18 protein-coding genes and 1 pseudogene are annotated in these 19,065 nt (G+C 52.5%); 6 read left to right on the top strand and 13 right to left on the bottom strand.

The window, feature by feature from the left end; all coding sequences use genetic code 11:
• The first annotated feature begins 124 nt into the window (after positions 1 to 124).
• The gene (locus KI367_RS10030) at positions 125 to 304 is read left to right on the top strand and encodes a hypothetical protein (RefSeq protein ID WP_212949361.1); all 180 of its coding nucleotides are present in this window, start codon (positions 125 to 127) and stop codon (positions 302 to 304) included.
• Positions 305 to 318: 14 nt separating this feature from the next.
• On the opposite strand, the gene KI367_RS10025 is transcribed toward KI367_RS10030, so the two are convergent.
• Entirely contained in the window at positions 319 to 933 is a 615-nt protein-coding gene (locus KI367_RS10025; protein ID WP_212949359.1) for a DUF2812 domain-containing protein, read from the bottom strand.
• Between the two features lie 16 nt (positions 934 to 949).
• The gene (locus tag KI367_RS10020) at positions 950 to 1,264 is read right to left on the bottom strand and encodes a PadR family transcriptional regulator (protein ID WP_036715499.1); all 315 of its coding nucleotides are present in this window, start codon (positions 1,262 to 1,264) and stop codon (positions 950 to 952) included.
• 266 nt (positions 1,265 to 1,530) lie between these two features.
• Between KI367_RS10020 and KI367_RS10015 the strand changes: the two genes are divergently transcribed.
• On the top strand, positions 1,531 to 3,612 hold the full coding sequence (locus KI367_RS10015) for an endo-beta-N-acetylglucosaminidase (RefSeq protein WP_212949357.1): 2,082 nt from the start codon (positions 1,531 to 1,533) through the stop codon (positions 3,610 to 3,612).
• Between the two features lie 225 nt (positions 3,613 to 3,837).
• On the top strand, positions 3,838 to 4,911 hold the full coding sequence (locus KI367_RS10010; protein ID WP_212949356.1) for an LCP family protein: 1,074 nt from the start codon (positions 3,838 to 3,840) through the stop codon (positions 4,909 to 4,911).
• Positions 4,912 to 5,066: 155 nt separating this feature from the next.
• Here KI367_RS10010 and KI367_RS10005 read toward each other — a convergent pair whose 3' ends face one another.
• From KI367_RS10005 to KI367_RS09980, 6 genes are all read right to left on the bottom strand, one after another.
• On the bottom strand, positions 5,067 to 5,321 hold the full coding sequence (locus tag KI367_RS10005; protein WP_212949354.1) for a hypothetical protein: 255 nt from the start codon (positions 5,319 to 5,321) through the stop codon (positions 5,067 to 5,069).
• A gap of 155 nt (positions 5,322 to 5,476) precedes the next feature.
• Positions 5,477 to 6,298 carry a phosphonoacetaldehyde hydrolase gene (gene phnX / locus KI367_RS10000; protein ID WP_212949352.1) on the bottom strand — a complete coding sequence of 274 codons (822 nt, stop codon included), beginning with the start codon at positions 6,296 to 6,298 and terminating at the stop codon, positions 5,477 to 5,479.
• Positions 6,295 to 7,389: a 2-aminoethylphosphonate--pyruvate transaminase gene (gene phnW / locus KI367_RS09995; RefSeq protein ID WP_212949350.1), complete on the bottom strand. Its 1,095-nt coding sequence runs from the start codon at positions 7,387 to 7,389 to the stop codon at positions 6,295 to 6,297. The genes phnX and phnW overlap by 4 nt, the downstream gene beginning before the upstream one ends.
• A gap of 48 nt (positions 7,390 to 7,437) precedes the next feature.
• On the bottom strand, positions 7,438 to 8,430 hold the full coding sequence (locus tag KI367_RS09990) for an extracellular solute-binding protein (protein ID WP_212949348.1): 993 nt from the start codon (positions 8,428 to 8,430) through the stop codon (positions 7,438 to 7,440).
• Between the two features lie 55 nt (positions 8,431 to 8,485).
• On the bottom strand, positions 8,486 to 10,102 hold the full coding sequence (locus KI367_RS09985) for an ABC transporter permease subunit (RefSeq protein ID WP_036715506.1): 1,617 nt from the start codon (positions 10,100 to 10,102) through the stop codon (positions 8,486 to 8,488).
• The gene (locus KI367_RS09980; protein ID WP_212949347.1) at positions 10,095 to 10,847 is read right to left on the bottom strand and encodes an ABC transporter ATP-binding protein; all 753 of its coding nucleotides are present in this window, start codon (positions 10,845 to 10,847) and stop codon (positions 10,095 to 10,097) included. Before KI367_RS09980 ends, KI367_RS09985 begins: the two co-directional genes overlap by 8 nt.
• 241 nt (positions 10,848 to 11,088) lie before the next feature.
• On the opposite strand from KI367_RS09980, the gene KI367_RS09975 reads away from it, so the two are divergent.
• Positions 11,089 to 11,847, top strand: a complete 759-nt coding sequence (locus KI367_RS09975) for a DeoR/GlpR family DNA-binding transcription regulator (protein ID WP_212949345.1) — start codon at positions 11,089 to 11,091, stop codon at positions 11,845 to 11,847.
• Positions 11,848 to 12,047: 200 nt separating this feature from the next.
• Here KI367_RS09975 and KI367_RS09970 read toward each other — a convergent pair whose 3' ends face one another.
• Both KI367_RS09970 and KI367_RS09965 read right to left on the bottom strand, forming a co-directional pair.
• The gene (locus KI367_RS09970) at positions 12,048 to 12,812 is read right to left on the bottom strand and encodes an SDR family oxidoreductase (RefSeq protein WP_212949343.1); all 765 of its coding nucleotides are present in this window, start codon (positions 12,810 to 12,812) and stop codon (positions 12,048 to 12,050) included.
• A 124-nt stretch (positions 12,813 to 12,936) separates the two neighbouring features.
• The gene (locus KI367_RS09965) at positions 12,937 to 13,749 is read right to left on the bottom strand and encodes a MerR family transcriptional regulator (protein WP_281422503.1); all 813 of its coding nucleotides are present in this window, start codon (positions 13,747 to 13,749) and stop codon (positions 12,937 to 12,939) included.
• A 446-nt stretch (positions 13,750 to 14,195) separates the two neighbouring features.
• Here KI367_RS09965 and KI367_RS09960 point away from each other — a divergent pair, with 446 nt between their 5' ends.
• Both KI367_RS09960 and KI367_RS09955 read left to right on the top strand, forming a co-directional pair.
• Entirely contained in the window at positions 14,196 to 15,278 is a 1,083-nt protein-coding gene (locus KI367_RS09960) for a hypothetical protein (protein WP_036711143.1), read from the top strand.
• A gap of 44 nt (positions 15,279 to 15,322) precedes the next feature.
• A pseudogene (locus KI367_RS09955) lies at positions 15,323 to 15,526 on the top strand (DapH/DapD/GlmU-related protein); the annotation flags it as partial.
• Between the two features lie 141 nt (positions 15,527 to 15,667).
• On the opposite strand, the gene vanT reads toward KI367_RS09955, so the two are convergent.
• The 3 genes from vanT to vanG are packed head-to-tail and all read right to left on the bottom strand — an operon-like array spanning position 15,668 to position 18,794.
• Entirely contained in the window at positions 15,668 to 16,864 is a 1,197-nt protein-coding gene (gene vanT, locus KI367_RS09950; RefSeq protein ID WP_246536819.1) for a serine racemase VanT catalytic subunit, read from the bottom strand.
• On the bottom strand, positions 16,861 to 17,724 hold the full coding sequence (locus tag KI367_RS09945; protein ID WP_212949340.1) for a D-alanyl-D-alanine carboxypeptidase family protein: 864 nt from the start codon (positions 17,722 to 17,724) through the stop codon (positions 16,861 to 16,863). Before KI367_RS09945 ends, vanT begins: the two co-directional genes overlap by 4 nt.
• On the bottom strand, positions 17,721 to 18,794 hold the full coding sequence (gene vanG / locus KI367_RS09940; protein ID WP_212949338.1) for a D-alanine--D-serine ligase VanG: 1,074 nt from the start codon (positions 18,792 to 18,794) through the stop codon (positions 17,721 to 17,723). The genes KI367_RS09945 and vanG overlap by 4 nt, the downstream gene beginning before the upstream one ends.
• Between the last annotated feature and the right edge of the window lie 271 nt (positions 18,795 to 19,065).

The raw sequence follows: 19,065 nt of genomic DNA, 5'->3' as shown, positions 1-19,065 counted from the left end.
CTGATTTCATCTTATTATGAAAACGCTTACCCGTCAATCGGCGCCAAGTTTTTTCTTCCGGCATTTTACCGTCCTATTTTGCATCTTTGGGGCAATTGGTATTTTCGGGGAGCTTTACCCCTTCATGCTGATCATCGTCGCCTTTTCGTTCGATGACCCCGCCGCGGCCCACAACGGGTTTGTCTACACTTATGTTGCGATCCTGTTGAGTTATCCGCTGGGCCCTCTGCATTCGTTTAAGATCAAAAAAAGCTTCCGAAAAGAACCGGCCGCCGCCGACTTTCTGGAAGCTTTTGATCTATAAATAACCTATTCTTTCTACTCTTGCTGCGATTTCATATACTCCTTTTTCGCTTTATACGCAAAAGCGGCATACACGAGAATCATGATCGGAATGACCGCCCAGCTAAACCCTCTCATAACGGCGAACGGCGTTTCAAACAGGAAGGATCTCCAAAATTGCGATCCGCTCATCTCCCATAATCCCGGTGTATAGTAGAGCAGCTTGGGCTTCACAAAAGCCGTGATATGAATCGCGCCCGTCGAAATCAAAACCGCAAAAAGCGGAATGAAGCTGCAAGCCAGCGACAGCCACATATCCGAGATGCGTTTGTACCGGGCCGCCTTCGAATTGACGTCGGAAAAAATGTCGTCGTCTCCCCAGTCGCCCGTTTGCTTAAAATATTGGGCTCCGGAGCTTTTTGTCCCCGCGACGTGGGTCCAGCCGCAGTCCTCGAACAATGCCTTGTAGTCCTCGAAGTCCTGGCGGGTTTTAAAGAACCGGTAATCGATGCGGTAATTGGCCTCTTCCGGTTTTGCAGGCGCAAATTCATAAGCCACCGATTTGTTGATCAATTGGTATCCCTGACGGGCCATCTCGTTTAACCACTGTTCCTCACGATCGAAATTCGTGAAAAATTTCATCTTTTTCATGGCGATTCCTCCTTTCTTACGATCCCATGATCGCTGTTGTCACTTCAATCATATGTTTCATTCGTTCAAAGTCCTGGCGCAAAATGGCAAGCCCCTGGTCGGTAATGACGTATACCTTGCGGCGGCTGTCCTCGCTTTGGACCGGCTGGATCCATTTCTGCTTCAGCAGGTTTTCCACGGCCCCGTAAAGCGTCCCGGCAGCCATCTTTACCTGGCCGGCGCTCATCTCCTCCACCTTTTGCATGATCAAATATCCATGGGCGGGTTCCCGCAAAGCAAGCAATATATAATAAACCGTTTCCGTCAGCGGCAAATGTCTGTCCCGGCTCAAGATGATACCCCCTTTATTCAGCTCTGCTGTATATCGTCGAACTGTATAGTTACACTATATATAGTCAGACTGTATATTGCAACTGTTTTTTTATTTTGCCAAGCCATCTTCGATCTTGAGGTCATACTTTGCTCCGGCAGGCTTATGAATAAAGAGTGCAGCTACATTCGCATTCGCCGTAAATGCGATCCACAAACATACTCACTCGAAAGAAACGAGGTGTTCTGTTGTTTCATTTTCGAAAAAAAGGAGGCCGTCTTCCCAAAATGTTAGCAGCCCTACTTGCGGCCGGGGTCGCAGCCATGGCTCTTCAAACCGCGGCCGCTGCGGCCGAAACGCCAAAAGCCGATCACCAGCCTTACATGCACGGGTACAACGTCGACCAGATCAAAAGCTGGAGCCCGGAAACCGACCGCTTCGCCAAATATTTCAGGTCCCGCGTCCCGCTGGCCGAGCGCATTCCCGCCTTTGCCCCGACCCAGGCCAACCCGGCGTTAAGCACGGAACCGCAGGTCATGAACTTATCCGCGGATTACGATAAGGAGGCTTTTTTCGAGGCCTACCGCTACAACGACTCCTTCTCCCGGAATTTGCTGAACTTTTGGCAGTACACCGACCTTTACGGGTCATGGCACGGGCTCCCGGTAGACGGCTCTTCGGTGACGAATCCCGAGTTTGGCGTGATCAACCTGCCGAATCCGGCGTATACGGATGCCGCGCACCGAAACGGCGTGCTCAGTTTGGGCGGATGGTTCTGGCCCAGAGCGGGGCAAACCTTCTCCGACTGGGTCGAAAAAAAGCCGGACGGATCGTTCCCGGTAGCGGATAAAATGATCGAAATGGCGCAGTATTTCGGATTTGACGGCTATTTTATCAATCAGGAAGCAAGCATTTCCAAAGAAAACGCCCAGAAGTTGATGGAGATGATCAAATATTTGCGCGCGAAAGCGCCGGAAGGTTTCCATCTGCAGTGGTACGATTCCTTGTCGGTGGACGGCAGGGTCAGCTACGTGAACGGCTTCAGCAGCAGCAACGCGCCTTGGATCGTGGATAACGGGGTGCCGGTCAACAACAGCATCTTCATGAACTATGCCTGGAACGAAACGAGGTTGGCGAATGCGCATGCTTATGCGCAAAGCCTGGGCTTGGACCCGTACAAGGTGCTGTTTGCAGGTACGGAAAACGATAAATACGGCTACAATCCGCCGTACGACCCCCGGTGGATTTTTCCGGCAGGCAAGGCGCCAAAAAGCGGATGGGCGTTGTTCGGAACCGATATGGTATGGAACAAAGCCCCGAACAAATTCGACCCGAATGCGCAGGAGGAGGTATTCCGGCGGGAACGGGTCTACTGGTCGGGGCCGAATCAGGACCCTACCCGCACGGGCCGCACGCTGACGACGGGCTGCAGCCCATACCCGGACCAAGGGGTTCCGAACAACCCGACGGAATACCGCTGCTGGGACGGGGTGGCGCATTATATCCCGGAGCGGTCGGTGATCGGCTCCTATCCGTTCCAGAGTTCCTTCAATACGGGGCACGGCACCGCCTTTTTCCTGGATGGGGAAATATCCAGCGCGAAGGAATGGAACAACGCCGGCATCCAGGACATTTTGCCGAGCTGGCAGTGGTGGGCGAAAAGCGCCGGGACCGGCGCGCCGCTGGCTGCATCCTTCGATTACGGGACGGCCTACGACGGCGGTTCGTCGCTTAAGGTGTCCGGTAAGCTGGGTGCCGCCAACCCGACCGATCTCCGTTTGTTTAAAACAAAGCTTGCGATCTCGAATGACGTGAACCTGTCCATCATGTATAAGTCGGATGCCGCCGGCACGCCGACGCATATGAAGGCTGCGCTCCTGTTCGAGGATCAGCCGGACCGGTTCGAATATATCGATATCGGCAGCAGCGATACGGCAGGTTGGAATACCAAAACATTAAGCCTCGGAGCTTACAGCGGGCGTACCCTGGCGACGATCGGGCTGCATTTCGCGTCTGCCGGAACGGTCGACTACCGCATGAATATCGGACGGATGGCCGTAACGAAAGGCGCTTCCGAACAGCCTGCCGCTCCTGCAGGCTTGAAGATCGATGAGGCTTACGTAAGAGGCAATCAGGCGGAGCTGTTTGTATCCTGGACATGGAATCCGGACCATGTGGCGTATTACGATCTTTACCGGATCAAGCCGGACGGCAATAAGGAAGCGATCGGGCGGATCATGGACGAAGTTTATTATGTCAAATCGCTGGAGAGGATCGGCAGCGAAGCGGAAACGACGATCGAACTGGTCGCCGTCGGCCCGGACGGAACCCGCAGTTCTGCCGTGCAAACGAAGCTGAAGTGGGACTGAGCAGAAAACTTGACGATGGCCGTCTTCCCTAGGAAGGCGGCTGCTTGATTTAGGGGCGTTATCCTTCGAGGCAATATACATTGGCTGGAGATTTGGTCCTAAATTTGATCGATTGTATATTTTGTAGTATACATATGACAAGCGAACATTTTTCGAAAGGAGTGAATTACGCGCTGCCATGGAGGCGATGGGGCGTTCATGCCACAACTATATTCTGGAGGATTTATGACCCGTTCCAAGAAAAAAAGAAGCATTTATCGTACTGTCATACTTAGCTGTATCAGCGTTATCGGACTGTTGATTGTGATCGCCGGAGCTTATGCGGGGGTATTGCACCATAAAGCCATGTCAGCCTTACATAAAATTTCCGCCGCCGAATACCAGGCTCCGCAGCAGCAGGAAGTTGCGCATCAGGTACCCAAAGCGGACGCCGAAATCGAAAGCATCGGCGAAGAAGACATGAAGCCGGTGACGTTTCTGCTTGCGGGCGTCGACAACCGCGAGGGCAGCGGCGGAACGATGAACACCGACGTCATGATGATCGCGACGCTGAACCCGAAGACCAAATCGGCCAGCCTGCTCTCGATCCCGCGCGACTTAAAAATCACGCCTGCCGGACAAACAAGCCATAAAGCAAACTACTTTTACGCCCACCACTACATCCAGGACAAAACGACCGCGATGGCCGAAACCAAGCAATTATTCGGGGAGCTGCTGCAGATCCCGATCGATTATATGGTGCTCATCAATTTTGACGGGTTCCGTCAGGCGGTGGACGCCGTTGGCGGACTCGAGATCGACGTCGACATGGATATGCGGTATATCGATAACGCGGACGGGACGCATATCAACCTGACCAAAGGGCTGCAGCATCTCGACGGACAACAAACGCTCGACTTCGTCCGATACCGCAAATCCAATGACGGCACCGGGTCTTCTTCCGATTTTGACCGCAACAGACGCCAGCAGCAGGTCCTGAACCAAATGCTGGACAAACTGACTTCCCTGAACGGCATCGGCCAGTGGGGAGACATGTTGGATATTATCGGCGATAACGTCAAAACGGATATTCCGGAGGAAAAGCTGAAGCGGTGGCTCTTCAATTTCAAACAAATGAAACCCGACACGACCCGCATGCTGAACGTGGAAGGCGACTGGAAAAGCCCGTTCGTGTATTGGAACAAAGAGGATTTAACGCAGGCGATGGAAGCCTTATACTCCAATCTCGGCCTGAACAAGAAAGCGAAAACCAATTACGGAAAACATATCGGGCTGTATACGAAACCTAATTCGCAATAACCAATGAGACGGCATGATCGATCTATATTTTCCGGCTTACACATTCTAATGCTCGAATAGATGAAACTAGACAAACCACAACCCACCGCGCCGGGCACCGGCGTACGGCGGGTTGTTCACTGTATTTTCGCGGGGCTGCGAGCTTCGGAAGGATCCTACTTGATAAAACTGATGATAATCAGGATGACGAATAAAACAGGCACGATAAAAACGAAAAAGTATCCCAAATACCTTACAGGCGCAGGCATGCTGTCGAAATGCACCCTTTTCGGCCCGCCCCCGCCTTCGATCCGCTGCATGGGCAGCAATGGATCGTCAACGTATCTCGTCTCTTCCGCTGCCTGATGAGCAAATACAGGATCCCCCGTTGCCTGACCTTCGTGAATCCGGTTCTTTCCTTTATCATTCATTTCGTGTTCAGCTCCTTAAATGAATGCAATCAAAAAATGATGCGCTCTATTATAAGAACAATAAGTATAAGGAGAAGTTTGATAAATGAATGCGATCTGAAAAAATAAAGGACAAAGCCCTGACCGTCATTAGGAGGCCAGGGCTTTGCCGTTATTTATGGTATCATGCAGCCCGGTCTTTTCCCTTCCGCGAGCAAACCATTGATGCGTTCAATCAATGCCGGCAGCTCAGCCAACGTACGGATCGTAAAATCCGCCCCATGCCGCATGAATACCTTTTGCGTTTTTTCGATCGCCGCTTCTTTTTCCGAGTCCGTCAACCCGTGGTACGCCTCTTCGCCCAGTCCCATTTCGGAGCTGCCGACCGCAACCCCGACCGACCATACGCCGGCCTGCACGCCTTCCTTGATATCGGAAGTGGTGTCGCCCACCTTGACGACCTTCCAAGCCGCGGACAATTGGAGATGCTCCATATTGCGGTAGATCATGTAAGGGTACGGCCTTCCGTACGACCCCGTATCGTCCGGCGTCACGACGTGATCCGGCCCGTATCCTTTTTCGCGGGCGCCCGAGACGACCACCTCCATCATGGAGCTCGTGTAGCCGGTCGTCGAACCGATCTTCAGCCCTTGGGCGCGCAGTACGTCCACCGTGTCAATGACGCCCGGAATCGGATTCGTATACTCGGATAAGGACACCATCAATGCAGGTTCGAATTCGGCGTACAGCCGGTTGACGTCTTCTTCGTTAAAAGCCCTGCCGTAAGCCTCTTCCCACAGCGCCGACACCCTCGGCATGGACAGCATGGCGCGGATATGATCGATTTTCAGCATTCCCATCGGGCCGCGCGCTTCTTCCATCGTCACTTCGATGCCCGCCTTCTTGAAAATATCCACAAATACGTTCACCGGCGCGAAACAACCGAAATCCACCGCCGTTCCGGCCCAGTCCAAAATAACGCCTTCGATGTTGTTCATCGTCCCGTTCCTCCCATATATTCGCTGATGATGCCGCATAACCGTTCGATGTCTTCCGGATAAATCTCGCCGATATTGCCGATCCGGAACGTATCGGCGTCCGTCAGTTTGCCCGGGTAAATCACGTATCCCCGTTCCTTTACATAGGCATAAAAGTCTTCGAAGTTAAAGCCCTCGTCCGGGAATAAAAAGGTCGTGATGATCGGCGACTGCTTCTCTTCCGAAATATAGGCCGGAATGCCGATCTCCGCAAGCTTTTGGCGAAGCAAACGGTTATTTTCGCGATAACGCGCCTCCCGCGCCGAAACCCCGCCTTCTTCCACAAGCTCATCCAGCGCTTTCGAAAAAGCCGCCACGACGTGGGTAGGGGAAGTAAACCGCCATTTGCCGTCCTTGTCCATCCCTTTCCATTGATCGTATAAATCCAGGGACAAACTCCGCGCGACGCCTTGGCAGCCTTTCAGTTTATCCAGCTTGGCGATGACGAATCCGAAGCCCGGCACGCCTTGGATGCATTTGTTGGCGCTGCTGATCAGATAGTCGATGCCCAGCCCCGCCACGTCGATGCCGATGCCGCCGAAGCTGCTCATCGCGTCGATAATAAGGGTTTTTCCGTATTCTTTGGACAGCTTCGCCACCGTCTCCAGCGGGTTCAAAATGCCCGTCGTCGTTTCGCAGTGGACCATCGCGATATGCGTGATGTCCGGATCCGCCGCCAGCACAGCCCGAAGCTCCGCTTCCTCCGGCTGCGCATCATAACGGACCCGGTACGGCGTGTAGTTCAGGCCGATATATTCGGCCATCTGGACGATCCGCTCGCCATACGCCCCGTTGGTCACGATCAGCACCTTGTCGTCGTCGGACACGGCCGAGGTCATCACGGACTCTACCGCAAACGTGCCGCTGCCCTGCATCAGCACGGCGGTATATTCGTCCGGGCCTGCTCCCGCAAGCGACAGCAGCTGCGACCGGATTTTTTGCGTAATCGATTTATAGTCGTCGTCCCACGTGCAGCGGTCAAACAGCATCTCTTCCTTCACCGCGGCGGTCGTGGTGAGCGGTCCCGGGGTTAACAGCTTGTAATTGTTCATTTTGTTTGGCTCCCTTGTTCGGTTTGAATTTCAGGCATCGGTTGCAGCCTATTGGGCTGCCTCAAAAAATTGCTGATGTTTCTTGAGCAGCTCGACGGTCAGCGGTTCGACGAATTTCATCGGATGCGCAGGCTGGTTGACGTTTTCCACCGTCTCGCCTTTGTACAGCGCCACCGGATAATTGGTGATCAGATCCTTCCGGGCGTCTTTGATGATCGTTTCCGCCATTTTCATCGCCAGGTCCGTCACGGCATTTTTCTTGTCCACGACCGCCACGGATTCGGTGAGCGAAAAGTTGCCCTCAGCAGGGTCCACATAGTCGATCGGAGCGCCGGAAGCTTTCGCTTTGACCGCCTGGTGGCGCAAGCCGAAGCCTGCAGCGACCTCTCCCGCCTGCACCTTTTTGATCGGACCGGAGCCGGAGCTTTCCAGGTGCGGGCCAACGTTCGCGATCAGGTCATGGAGCACGGTTTTGCCTTCTTCCTGGCCGTATTGGCTAATGACCGCTTGAACGAGCAGCCAGCCGGTCGAGGAGTCCATAATGTTCGGGATCGAGACAAGGCCTTTGAATTCGGGCTTCGTCAGGTCTTTGATCGACGCCGGCATCGGCAAACCTTTTTGCTTCAGCACTTCGGTATTGACGAAAATCGAACCGGTGTTGGCCAAAATCGGCGTAGAATAGGACGGGTAGGATTCCAGCGCATCCGTTGTAAACGACAGGTCCTTGTACATGGCATACTGGCTTTGCGAGCTTTCGATAAAATAGGAGCTCATCGTGATCAGATCGGCTTCGATTTTTCCGCCTTCGGCCATCAGTTTGCCGCCGAGCTCCGAGGTGCCGAGCGATTGCAGCACGTATTTGCCGTCATACCCGGCGTTTTTCAGCGCGGTTTCCATGGAGGCGACGGCCTCTTCGTCCGCGTTCGTGTAAATGACGACCTTTTTCGCTTCCTCCGCTTTGCCGCTGCCGCAGCCCGCCATGGCAAGCACGAAGCCGATGGCGAATAACGTAAGCAGCAAACTTTTGAATGTTTTGGACATGTCGTAAATCCCTCGCTTTTTATTTTTAATGGTGAGTATATGGTGCTGAAACGTACTAGCGCACCGCCCTCCTCCGCTGCATCCAATCGCACGCCGCTTTGATCAACAGGTTGGTGAAAAAGATCAGCAGCGACAGCACGAAAATCTCGTTGAACTTGGCGAAATGCTGCAGCTCCTTGATTTTGCTCGCCACGACCGAGGTTTGCGCCGACACCAGGAAGATGATCCCGCTGATCGTCACCATCGAATTGACGAAATAATAAGCGAACATTTCGATGATCGCGGACGCCGAATTCGGCAGCACCACCCGGTACACCGTCTTGAACCAGCTGTCCCCGAGCAGCTCGCCCGTCGTTTCCCAAGACGGATTCATCTTGGACAGGGCGTTTTTGGCCATTAAATACGGCGTCGTAAACAGATGCACGATGTTGCACAGCACGAGGATGGCGAACGTCCCCTTCAGGCTGCTCCCGTTAAACAAAAGCAGGTACGCGATCCCGAGCACCATTCCCGGCACCGTATTGGTGATCATCGACACGACATCGGTCGCGCCTTTCGCCTTAAGCTTGGTGCGTACATTCAGCAGCGCGGCTCCGTATGCGGCCAGCGTCCCCAGCAGCGACGTCAGCAGCGCGACCCAAAGCGAATTTTTGTACACGCCCGTCAAATCGCCGGACGCGAATACGCCGTTGACATGCTTAAGCGTAAAAGCCGTATCGTAAGGAAAGCCGTTCATGAACGGCGCCGCGAACATGACCGCAAAAACGGAAAGCATGCCGGTCACGATCACGGACGACAGAACGCCCAGTCCCGTATCCCGGACCCGGTGCTTCGGCAGCTCGATGGCCGAGATTTTGTCGTAATGGAAATTGAACTTGTCCAGATACCGCAGCAGCCAGATCCCGAACGCGGCCGGAACCAGCATCACGACGGCGATGACCGCCCCCTGGTTGAAATCCGGGATGGAGCCGAGCATCACCTGGTACAGCTGCGCCGCGATGACCGGATACGTTCCGCCCACCGAAGCAGGAATGCCGAAATCCGTGAAGCTGAGGATAAAAGCGAGCACGAACGCCCCGCCCAGCGCGCCCGCGAGCGGCCGCAGCACCGCATGAAAAAAGCTTCTTGCCGTCCCGTCGCCCATCAGCTTGGACACGATGATGAACTTTTTGTCGATATAACCGAAAGCGTTATGGATCAGCAGAAAAGCCGGCGGCAGCGTGTAGATGACATATCCCGTCAGCAGGCCGTTAAAGCCGTATATTTCAAACAGATTGCGCCCGATCAGCTTCGTGATCAGCCCTTGGTTGCCCAACGAATACATAATGGCGAACCCGTAGGTGATCGTCGGCAGCAGCATCGGCACGAGGACCGCCGTTTTCAGAACGCCTTTGACCGGGCGAAAGATCCGGGTGCAATGAATGGAGTACGCCAAAACGAATCCGAGCACCGTGGCGATGACGGCCGCAGCCGCCGACACCTTGACGCTGTTCGAGACCGCCTCGATCAGATCCCTCCCTTCCCAGACCGCCGCGTAGTTCGCAAACGAAAACCCTTCGCCCGTTTCCAGGGAACGAATCAGCAAAACGAGCAGCGGCAGGAACAAAAACCCGGCGAAAAAGAGCATAAGCAGCGTAAAAACGACGCGCAATTCCGGTTTGACTTTATGCATACATCTCACCGAACAGGTTCAAAATGTTTTGCCGTTTGATGCTCAGCTGCTTAATGATGAACTGCTCGACGAATTCGTCGGCCGGCCGGTCGATGATGTCCTGGGGCGTGCCGAACTGGGCGATTCGGCCCTGGTTGATGATCAGGATCTTGTCGGACATCGTTAAGGCTTCCTCAGGATCATGGGTCACGATTACCGTCGTCAGCCGGAACTCCCTCGCGATCGATTGGAGCCGCTGCTTGATCGATTCCTTGATCACCCCGTCCAGCGCGCTCAGCGGCTCGTCGAGCAGCAGCAGCCTCGGTTTCGTGACAAGCGTTCTCGCCAGCGCCACCCGCTGTTTTTGCCCGCCGGACAGCTCGCCGATGTTTTTGTTCAAATGCGGGGCCAGCTCCAAAAAATCGATATATTCCTGAACCTCCGCAGCGTTCACGCGTCCTTTTTTATTGCGCAATCCGTATAGGATGTTGTCGTAGGCATTCAGGTTCGGAAACAGGGCGTAATCCTGAAACACGATGTTGAAGCCGCGCTTTTTCATCGGGACGCGGGTCAAGTCCTCGTCGCCGAAACGAATGCTGCCGCGGTCCGCCCCGGTCAGGCCTAGAATCAGGTGAAGCAGCGTCGTTTTCCCGCTTCCGCTCGGGCCGAGGAGCGACATGATTTCCCCCGTGCCGATCTCGAAGCTGATGTCGTCCAAAACGGTTTTACCGTCGAATTGTTTGCCAATATGCTGCAGCTTCAGCAAGCCGCCCACCTCCTTAAACACAACCCCAGTATAAAAACCGTATGTCAACCGAGATGCGCGAGCTTGTAAATTTTGCGTAAATTATGCATAACTATTTCATAACTCTTGACTAACTCTATCCCTACTCTAACGATAAAACATGGTGATCTATGTAAAATCTATTGAATCCCAGGGAGGCTGAACGTACACTGGAATTGTTTCGGTTCGAAACGCCAACGTCATAGATGAGCGGGTGAAAGCGATGCTGCCATTGGAGAGGCAAAAGAAAATTCTCGACCTATTAACCGTCAAAAAAGTGCTTAAAATAACGGAGCTGACCGAGGAGCTGGGCATTTCCGTCGATACGCTCCGAAGGGATATCAACCTGCTTGCCGGCCGGGGGAAAATCGAAAAAATCTACGGGGGCATCAAACTTGCGGACCGGTTCGGGGAATCGTCGATGGACGAGCGGATGGTCAACCATTTGGAAGAAAAAGAGCACATCGCCCGCAAATGCAGCGAGTGGATTCAGGACGGCGACTGCATTTATATCGACAGCGGGTCGACGACCTATCAAATTGCCAAATACATCAAGGATAAAAAGAACCTGACGGTCATTACCTGCTCCATACCGGTCATCCAGGAGCTGATGGACACCGATGCCGAGCTGATCATCATCGGGGGCAAAATCCGGAAGGAAGAGCAGTCCGTCGTCGCATTCGATTATATTTTCAATTTTCACGAGCTTAACGTGCGGAAAGCTTTTATCTGCTGCAGCGGGATCACGATCGAAAGGGGCATTTCGGATTATAATCTGGAGGAGGCCGTCACGCGCAAAAAGATGATCGAGCTGTCCAAAGAGGTCATCGTCGCGGCCGACAGCACCAAATTCGGCAAAGACGTCACGGTTGCCATCGCGCCCCTGGAGCGGATCGACACGATCGTGACGGATGCCCATGTAGACCGCAGCTTCCTGACCAAATTCAAAAAAACGGGGACGAATCTTGTCATCGCGGACTGAACATAAAGCCTGCTGTTCGAGGTATGGAACTCATATAGCGGGGCCTTCACTGCCCGTTCATGCCGACATCAAGCGATGCAAAGCTGCCTTCCAAAGAAGCGTCCAACGAAAAAGCAAAATCCGATTCCGCGTTAAGTCAACGAAGGAATCGGATTTTTGTTTTACTTATAGGGATTATGGGCTCCGGAAAAAACGCTGGATCATAAATGGGATCCGCCCGTAGCATCGATCATCTGCCCCGTAACCCATCGCCCGTCGACGGATGCAAGGAACGCAACGATGTCGGCAATGTCCGATGGCTCCCCAATGCGCCCCAGTGCAGATATTTCCGTTGCATACCGTTGCCCTTCCGGAGTATACAGCCAGGATGCGTTCACATCCGTATCGACGATACCGGGAAGAACCGCATTGACTGTGATGCCTCGTGGTCCAAGCTGCTTTGCCAGTTGAAAGGTGAACGTATTGATTGCTCCTTTCGTCAGGTTATAAGCCATCAATTCCGGCATAGCAATTTTAGTCACTCCAGAGGATATGTTAATGATCCGTCCTTGATCACGCAGACGAGACAACGATTTCTGTACGAGAAAAAACGGGGCTTTGACGTTAACGGCAAATACTTCGTCAAAAGATTCTTCCGTTGTTTCTTCAAGATTTTTTGAAGTACCGATGCCGGCATTGTTGACCAAAATATCAAAATGATGACTGCCTGTTCGCTCTACAAGCTGCCCATCTAGCGATTGAAGCAATGCTTCAATACCCGCAACGGAGTTCAGGTTTGCGCCCACAGCAAATGCTTGCCCCCCGTTTGCTTCGATGGTACTGACCACTTCCTCCGCTGCAGCAAAACGATTGCCGTAATGGACCGCAACCAGAGCCCCTTCTTCTGCCAGCCGCAGCGCGATGCCCCGGCCAATGCCCCGGCTTCCCCCGGTTACTAATGCCGCTTTTCCTTCCAAACGTTTCATTTGTACCACTCCTTATTGTTTGATTAATGACACTCTACACCCTCCACCATAGGGGAGAGTCAACACGTCCAAAAAAAAATCTTTCATCATTCCTTTTGCACGGAACAATGAAAGATTCGGCTTTTTATATTTTTTCAATCGGAATGAGCAATTCAGCCCTCCGGAGTTTCCCATACAGATCTTGATCTGCCGTCAAATAAATTTCCCGGATCGGTTTGGCATCGCTTGGCCGATATCCGTTGGACGATATCCATGTCGCAAGCTCAGCCAATGCCGAACAGGAGGAATGATACGGGTCGCACCAATGAACCAGCGAGGCAGCTTGTTTTAATTCCGGCCAAAAGTGAACGTTCACCCTGTCACTGCCCGGAATAGGCTTTGCAACGGGTAAAGCGACTTCTACATCGATCAAATCCTCTTCGTCGTCGTTGTTATGCCATTGAACGTTTAAAGAGCGGTTGTCATCCTCCTGATGCTCACGCACATATTGTTTAATTTCATCCAAAAGGAGACATAAGTGCGAGCGCGGGATCGTATCGCGAATGGATGCGACAAGCTGGGATTTTACGTTTCGAATGACGATCGGGACGGCCGGTGAAGGGTCGTCTAAATCCCGAATACGCTCCAGCCCCGAGCTGATCTCCTCCAATCGGCTTTGTGCCTCCTCGATGAATTGCTGCAGTTCCAGCTGCTTGGCCGTCAAAGATTTTTTCACTTCCGCCGGAGAGACATCTTCAGCCAATAGGGACTTGATCTCTTCCAGCGTAAACCCCCGGTTCTTTAAATCGATGATTCGTTGCACGACTAACAGTTGTTCCGCTGAATAATATCGATAACCGGAAGACGGATCGATCGTGTCCGGCTGCAACAATCCCCGCTGATCGTAATAACGCAATGTTTTGACAGATACCCGGCTTAGTTTAGAAAATGTACCGATCTTAAAAATCTTAAGCCCTCTCCTTTCTTTAGGTCGATTAAACCACTAATCATTTCATTCCAAAAAACCGATTTATATGACCCCTTGTATTCAAGCGATTGCTAATTACTTCGATCTTTCATTCAGCAAAACCTCTAACCGATCTTTCGTCTCCTTTCATAGGGCAACGTTTAGGCCGAACTTTATGGAATTAAAGGTAGACAAAAAGGTTCCATGGCAAGAGCGATCAAAAACATCGACGTATAGGATGCGGATTTTCTAGCCCTTCGTGAATAGGCGAAATATGCACACATACAACAAAACGGACCTTTCCCCTGCCGGATGCGACAAGGAAAGATCCGTTTTTGTTCTCATATCGAACCCTAAAAAGAAAATAAATCAGCAACTATTGTCATTGTTTTTGTGTTTATAGTATAAAACAACTTATAAGAAGTGGAGGATACTAAATGTTCATGATGTTCACAAAAAAAATGGCTATTTTAATTTCTATGATATTGGGAATTGTTTTATTTTCGAATCAATCTTTCGCTAACTCAAATGTCATGTTGCCACAAATTGATACGACTGATATTTTTGTACTCAACGAGAGTACAGTAGTTTTGTTGGACCGCGTTTCTAATAAAGTCGATCTAGTAGACGTTAAAACAAATAATTCGATCAATTTATCAAGTGACTCAAATCCCATTTTGGATTTAGGAGTTATTAAAAACCCGGAAAAATTTATTCTTTTAAAAAAAATTAGTCCTACAAAGATCACAAAAAGTGTGTTCTCCTTTAAGGGGAATTTACTTTCAAAAACTGAAATCCCCATGAAAGATACGGGTGATAAATTAAAATGGGTTGCTCCAACAGGAAAAGTGAATGAGAGAATTATGGTGCAGACCAAAAATGTTTTTAATTTGTATGAATACCCTTGGAAAAAGCCAACTGTCACCTATAATGCCCAAGTTGTAGATAAGGGATATGAAAGTGTGAGTGTCATGGATTGGGATTTTGAAAAATACCCAAATTTAGCTATTAAATATGTTGGACAAGGTATCGGTATCGATGATTATTTTCTTAAGACTATAAATCTATATACAAAGAAGGAATCTTTTTTCAAAGATTTCAACACAGATTTCCAATTCAAATTTTTGGGTAACAAACTTTCAATTTTCAATTCTTACACATATCAATCAGTCTTGGCTAGTGCTAATCGACCAAAACCAACAGATTCTCAAGTATTCTATAGGATCATCAATGTTAGTACAAATAATAAGATTAAATCATTGCAATCATTCTTTAATGAGGATAAAGATAAAGAATCGGGTTGGGTAACTGTTTTTAACAATAGTCAACTTTTTGTAGGTGATCTGGCCAAACAAACATGGTCATTGTATTCATCAACTGGAGAGTCAATACTGAAAAATCAGAAGTGGGCGATGGGAAGTAAATTTATTAGCTATAATTCAAATTTAAAAGTTGCCTACTTTTTAGAATACAAAGACGGTAAAACTATTATTTCTTCATATCCTGCTTCTGTGAAATGAGTTCACATAACACACGGAAAAAAACATCAAATATTATACGACAAGAAAAGGAAAAAGGGCCCGAGTACGGCAAACCGGTCACGATCGGCAACAACGTATGGATCGGTGGACGAGCCGTCATTAATCCGGGCGTCACGATCGGCAATAACGTCGTGGTGGCCTCCGAAGCCGTGGTCACGAAAGACGTTCCGGACAACACGATCGTCGGCGGCAATCCGGCAAGAGCGATCAAAAACATCGACGTATAGGATGCGGATTTTCTAGCCCTTCGTGAATAGGCGAAATATGCACACATACAACAAAACGGACCTTTCCCCTGCCGGATGCGACAAGGAAAGATCCGTTTTTGTTCTCATATCGAACCCTAAAAAGAAACTTATCAGTCCATCTTAATCGTATCGATAGACCCGCTCCAACCGGCTGCCCAAGCGGCTTAGAATCTCGTTCGCCACGGTGCCGCACCGCGCGGCGATTTGTCCGGCCGTGATCGTCTCCGCCCCGTCTTGTCCGATGAGCGTGACCGGATCGCCCTGCCGGACGCCGGCGATGGAGGTCACGTTGACGGTCAGCTGATCCATGCAGATGCTGCCGACGATGCGTGCCCGCTGCCCGCGAATGAGCACGTACCCGCCATGTTCGGAAAGCGACCTCGGAATCCCGTCGGCATAACCGATGGACACGGTCGCGATCCGAAGGTCGCAGGAAGGAATAAAGTTCCGTCCGTATCCCACCGGATCGCCGGCTTTTACCTCTTTCACTTGAGTCACAACCGACCTTAAGGAAAGGACGGGCCGCAAATCGGCCTTCGTCCGCACCTCGTCTTCCTCGCGGCTCAGCAGTCCGTACAGCGCGATGCCGGGACGGACCAGATCGCAGCTCACCTCCGGGTAATTCAGGATGCCGTAGCTGCTCTGGATATGCACAAGTCCGGGATCGATTCCCGCCTCCCTCAGCTGCCCGATCGCCAGTTCAAAACGGTCCAGCTGCTGCTGCGTAAAACGGGTCTCGGCTTGCCCCAAGCTGTCCGACATGGACAAATGGCTGAACGTCCCCGTTACGTTCAGGTGCGAAAACCGGTAACATGCCATGATCGAATGCGGGTCATGACACGGCACGCCCAAACGGTTCATGCCGGTATCGATTTTGACGTGCACGTTCAGCTTCACTCCATACGCATTCAGCGCCTCGCCGTATTCCCTGCTGACCATCGTTTGGGTCAGGCGGTAACGGGCAAGCTCGGGGGCTCGCTCCGGAGACGTGTAACCCAAAACGAGAATGTCGCCGCGTACGCCATGTTTGCGCAGGGCGATCCCTTCCCCGATCTCGGCGACGGCAAAGTGGGCAATGCCTTCCCGGCTCAGCTCCCGCGCGGCTTCAAGGCTTCCATGCCCGTAAGCATTCGCCTTGACGACGGCCATGATCCGGGATTGCGGCGGCAGCACCCGCTTCAGCTCCGCCGCGTTATGCCTCAGATGGGTCAGGTTGATCTCCGCCCAAGCGCGGTGGCCGCGGCTTGGGGCTTCTTTTTTTCCCGCCATCGGAATAAGCAGCATCAGCAGCCGGTCCATAAGAGCCCAGGTCTTCATCGGACGGCTTGCTCCTTCCCGAACCCCAGGCCTGTTCCATGTTCCGGACCGGACGCGCCTCCTGGCCCCTTGCATTCATGATAAATCGTGACGACGCATCCATTGACGTTGTTGCCTGAGATCTCCACTTTCGCACCCGGCTCCGTGCGGACGGCAATCTCGGCTCCTTCCTCTCCGACCTCCACGGTGAACATCTCGATCAAATGATCCTTGTACTTTTTGAAGAGATGCGGTCCGTCAGGCCTAAACTGCCGCATATATTCGGTATACTCCTCAAGGCACATCCCGTATTGGTCCATGATGATCGCATGAGGCACGCCGATGTAACGAAAATGCCACGGCTCGCAGGCGATATGGGTGAGATGCTCTTTCCCTTCCCGGTATCGCTGGATAAAACCAAACTCCGCGGCTCTGCGGCGGAATTCCGCGAATACGCCGTCCTCCGGAAACGACGGGCAGATGTAATCCACGCCCGCGTCCATTTCCCCGACGTCGACGGCGAGTCCGGTCTGGTGCTCGCTTTCGCCCGGCCGCGCGACATAGCTGGCCGTAAAAATCGGCCCGTTGGCTGCGTAAGACCGGTCGTAAATGCGCTGCTGCTCCATCCGCGTCCGGTAACCGCTGACGATACCGATGGCCTCTGCGCCGCCGCAGGCCGCAAGCAATGCCTTCAGCTGCCGCAGGCATGTCCGCTCGAGGCGCATGCAGGCTTCTTCCGTGCTGGCCCGGGCGACCCCCTCAACGGAAGCCAAATAACTGGAGTGGATCGCATGCTGCAGCGGATGTTCCCTGTTCACCAGCACTAGAGGTCCGCGATGGACCATTTTCGGTTGCAGACGTATCGCTCGCTTAACCATCATGCTCTTGCCTCCTTGGATAACGCAAGCTGGATCAGACGGTCCATCAGCTCCGGGTAGCCGATATGGCTTGCGCGCATCATGTTCGGGTACCGGCTGGCCGCCGTAAAGCCCGGCATGGTGTTGACTTCGTTAAACACGATGCGGCCGTCCGGGCAGACAAACATGTCCACCCGGGCCAGGCCCGTGCAGCCCAACGTGCGGTAAATAAGCTTGGCCGCCTCTTTGATGCTGGCCGCCGCATCCTCCGAAACTCGGGCAGGCAGATGGATCGTGGACGTCGCAAGGGAATATTTCTCCTCATAGTCGAAAAATTCGCCGTTCAGCTCGATTTCGTCGATTTCGGCAATCAAGGGATCGGCAGCATGCCCAAGCACGGCGCAGCCGACCTCGAAACCGGGAACGTTTTGCTCGATGACCACCTTATCGTCATGCAACAAGGCGGACCTTATGCCTTCCATCAGCTCCAGCTTGTCGTAAGCTTTGGCGATGCCGAAGGAGGAACCGGAACGGGCCGGCTTCACGTACAGCGGGAACCCCAGAGGCTCGGCCTTTTTGACCGCGCCGTATAGATCATCCCCGGCATGAACGACGATTGACTCCGCCGTATCCACGCCGGCCAGCTTCACCAGCTTGCTTGCGATGGACTTGTCCATGCATACCGCCGAAGACAACGTGTCGCAGCCGACAAACGGAATGCCCGACAGCTCCAGCAAGCCCTGCACCGTGCCGTCTTCGCCGTTTTTGCCATGCAGCACCGGAAACACGGCATCGACCGGCGTCACGCGGTATTCCGTGCCGACCAGCTCCACCAGCCCGGCCATGTCCCGGCTTGGCGGCAAAAATGCCGGAATGCAGCTGGAATGCTGCTGCCAGCGGTCCTCCCGGATGTCGTCCGTGCCGCCGCCGTACCGGAGCCACACGCCTTCTTGCGTAATCCCCACAAGCACCAAGTCGTACTTATCCCTGTCCAAATGATCGATCACCGAAGCCGCAGACTGCAGCGATACGCCATATTCCGTCGAACAGCCGCCGAATAATACCGCGACCGTCGTTTTCCGCGCTAATTTCATCAGGTTCTCCCCCGTTCATCGCTTCCGGACATCAGGCCTTGCGCCGTTCCGCCCGCTTAAGATGTTTTTATTATAGGGAGGGGAAATTAAGCGTTTCGAAACGAAAAATAAACGTTGATAAAGGAAAACTTAAGAAACCTAAAGAATCATAACCACCCGTCCAACGGGTGGTTTGCACTTGGGGTATAACCCCCTGTTGCCAAACTGCGCCTAAAGACGCTAGCCTGACAATAAATTGTTCAGGCTCAGTGTAATTTGTCTCTTTCACTTA

This window comes from Paenibacillus cookii (assembly GCF_018333375.1).
Taxonomy (GTDB): Bacteria; Bacillota; Bacilli; order Paenibacillales; family Paenibacillaceae; genus Paenibacillus_AQ; species Paenibacillus_AQ cookii.
The sequence above is the reverse complement of the archived record's forward strand: the minus strand, read 5'-3'. Positions and strand labels throughout refer to the sequence as shown.

Coding starts and splice junctions, on each gene's coding strand:
- KI367_RS10015 (WP_212949357.1), top strand. CDS start 1,531: ATGTTAGCAGCCCTACTTGCGGCCGGGGTCGCAGCCATGGCTCTTCAA.
- vanG (WP_212949338.1), bottom strand. CDS start 18,794: ATGAAATTAGCGCGGAAAACGACGGTCGCGGTATTATTCGGCGGCTGT.
- KI367_RS10025 (WP_212949359.1), bottom strand. CDS start 933: ATGAAAAAGATGAAATTTTTCACGAATTTCGATCGTGAGGAACAGTGG.
- KI367_RS09960 (WP_036711143.1), top strand. CDS start 14,196: ATGTTCATGATGTTCACAAAAAAAATGGCTATTTTAATTTCTATGATA.
- phnX (WP_212949352.1), bottom strand. CDS start 6,298: ATGAACAACATCGAAGGCGTTATTTTGGACTGGGCCGGAACGGCGGTG.
- KI367_RS09970 (WP_212949343.1), bottom strand. CDS start 12,812: ATGAAACGTTTGGAAGGAAAAGCGGCATTAGTAACCGGGGGAAGCCGG.
- KI367_RS10005 (WP_212949354.1), bottom strand. CDS start 5,321: ATGAATGATAAAGGAAAGAACCGGATTCACGAAGGTCAGGCAACGGGG.
- KI367_RS09975 (WP_212949345.1), top strand. CDS start 11,089: ATGCTGCCATTGGAGAGGCAAAAGAAAATTCTCGACCTATTAACCGTC.
- KI367_RS10030 (WP_212949361.1), top strand. CDS start 125: ATGCTGATCATCGTCGCCTTTTCGTTCGATGACCCCGCCGCGGCCCAC.
- phnW (WP_212949350.1), bottom strand. CDS start 7,389: ATGAACAATTACAAGCTGTTAACCCCGGGACCGCTCACCACGACCGCC.
- KI367_RS10010 (WP_212949356.1), top strand. CDS start 3,838: ATGACCCGTTCCAAGAAAAAAAGAAGCATTTATCGTACTGTCATACTT.
- KI367_RS09985 (WP_036715506.1), bottom strand. CDS start 10,102: ATGCATAAAGTCAAACCGGAATTGCGCGTCGTTTTTACGCTGCTTATG.
- KI367_RS09990 (WP_212949348.1), bottom strand. CDS start 8,430: ATGTCCAAAACATTCAAAAGTTTGCTGCTTACGTTATTCGCCATCGGC.
- KI367_RS09945 (WP_212949340.1), bottom strand. CDS start 17,724: ATGATGGTTAAGCGAGCGATACGTCTGCAACCGAAAATGGTCCATCGC.
- vanT (WP_246536819.1), bottom strand. CDS start 16,864: ATGAAGACCTGGGCTCTTATGGACCGGCTGCTGATGCTGCTTATTCCG.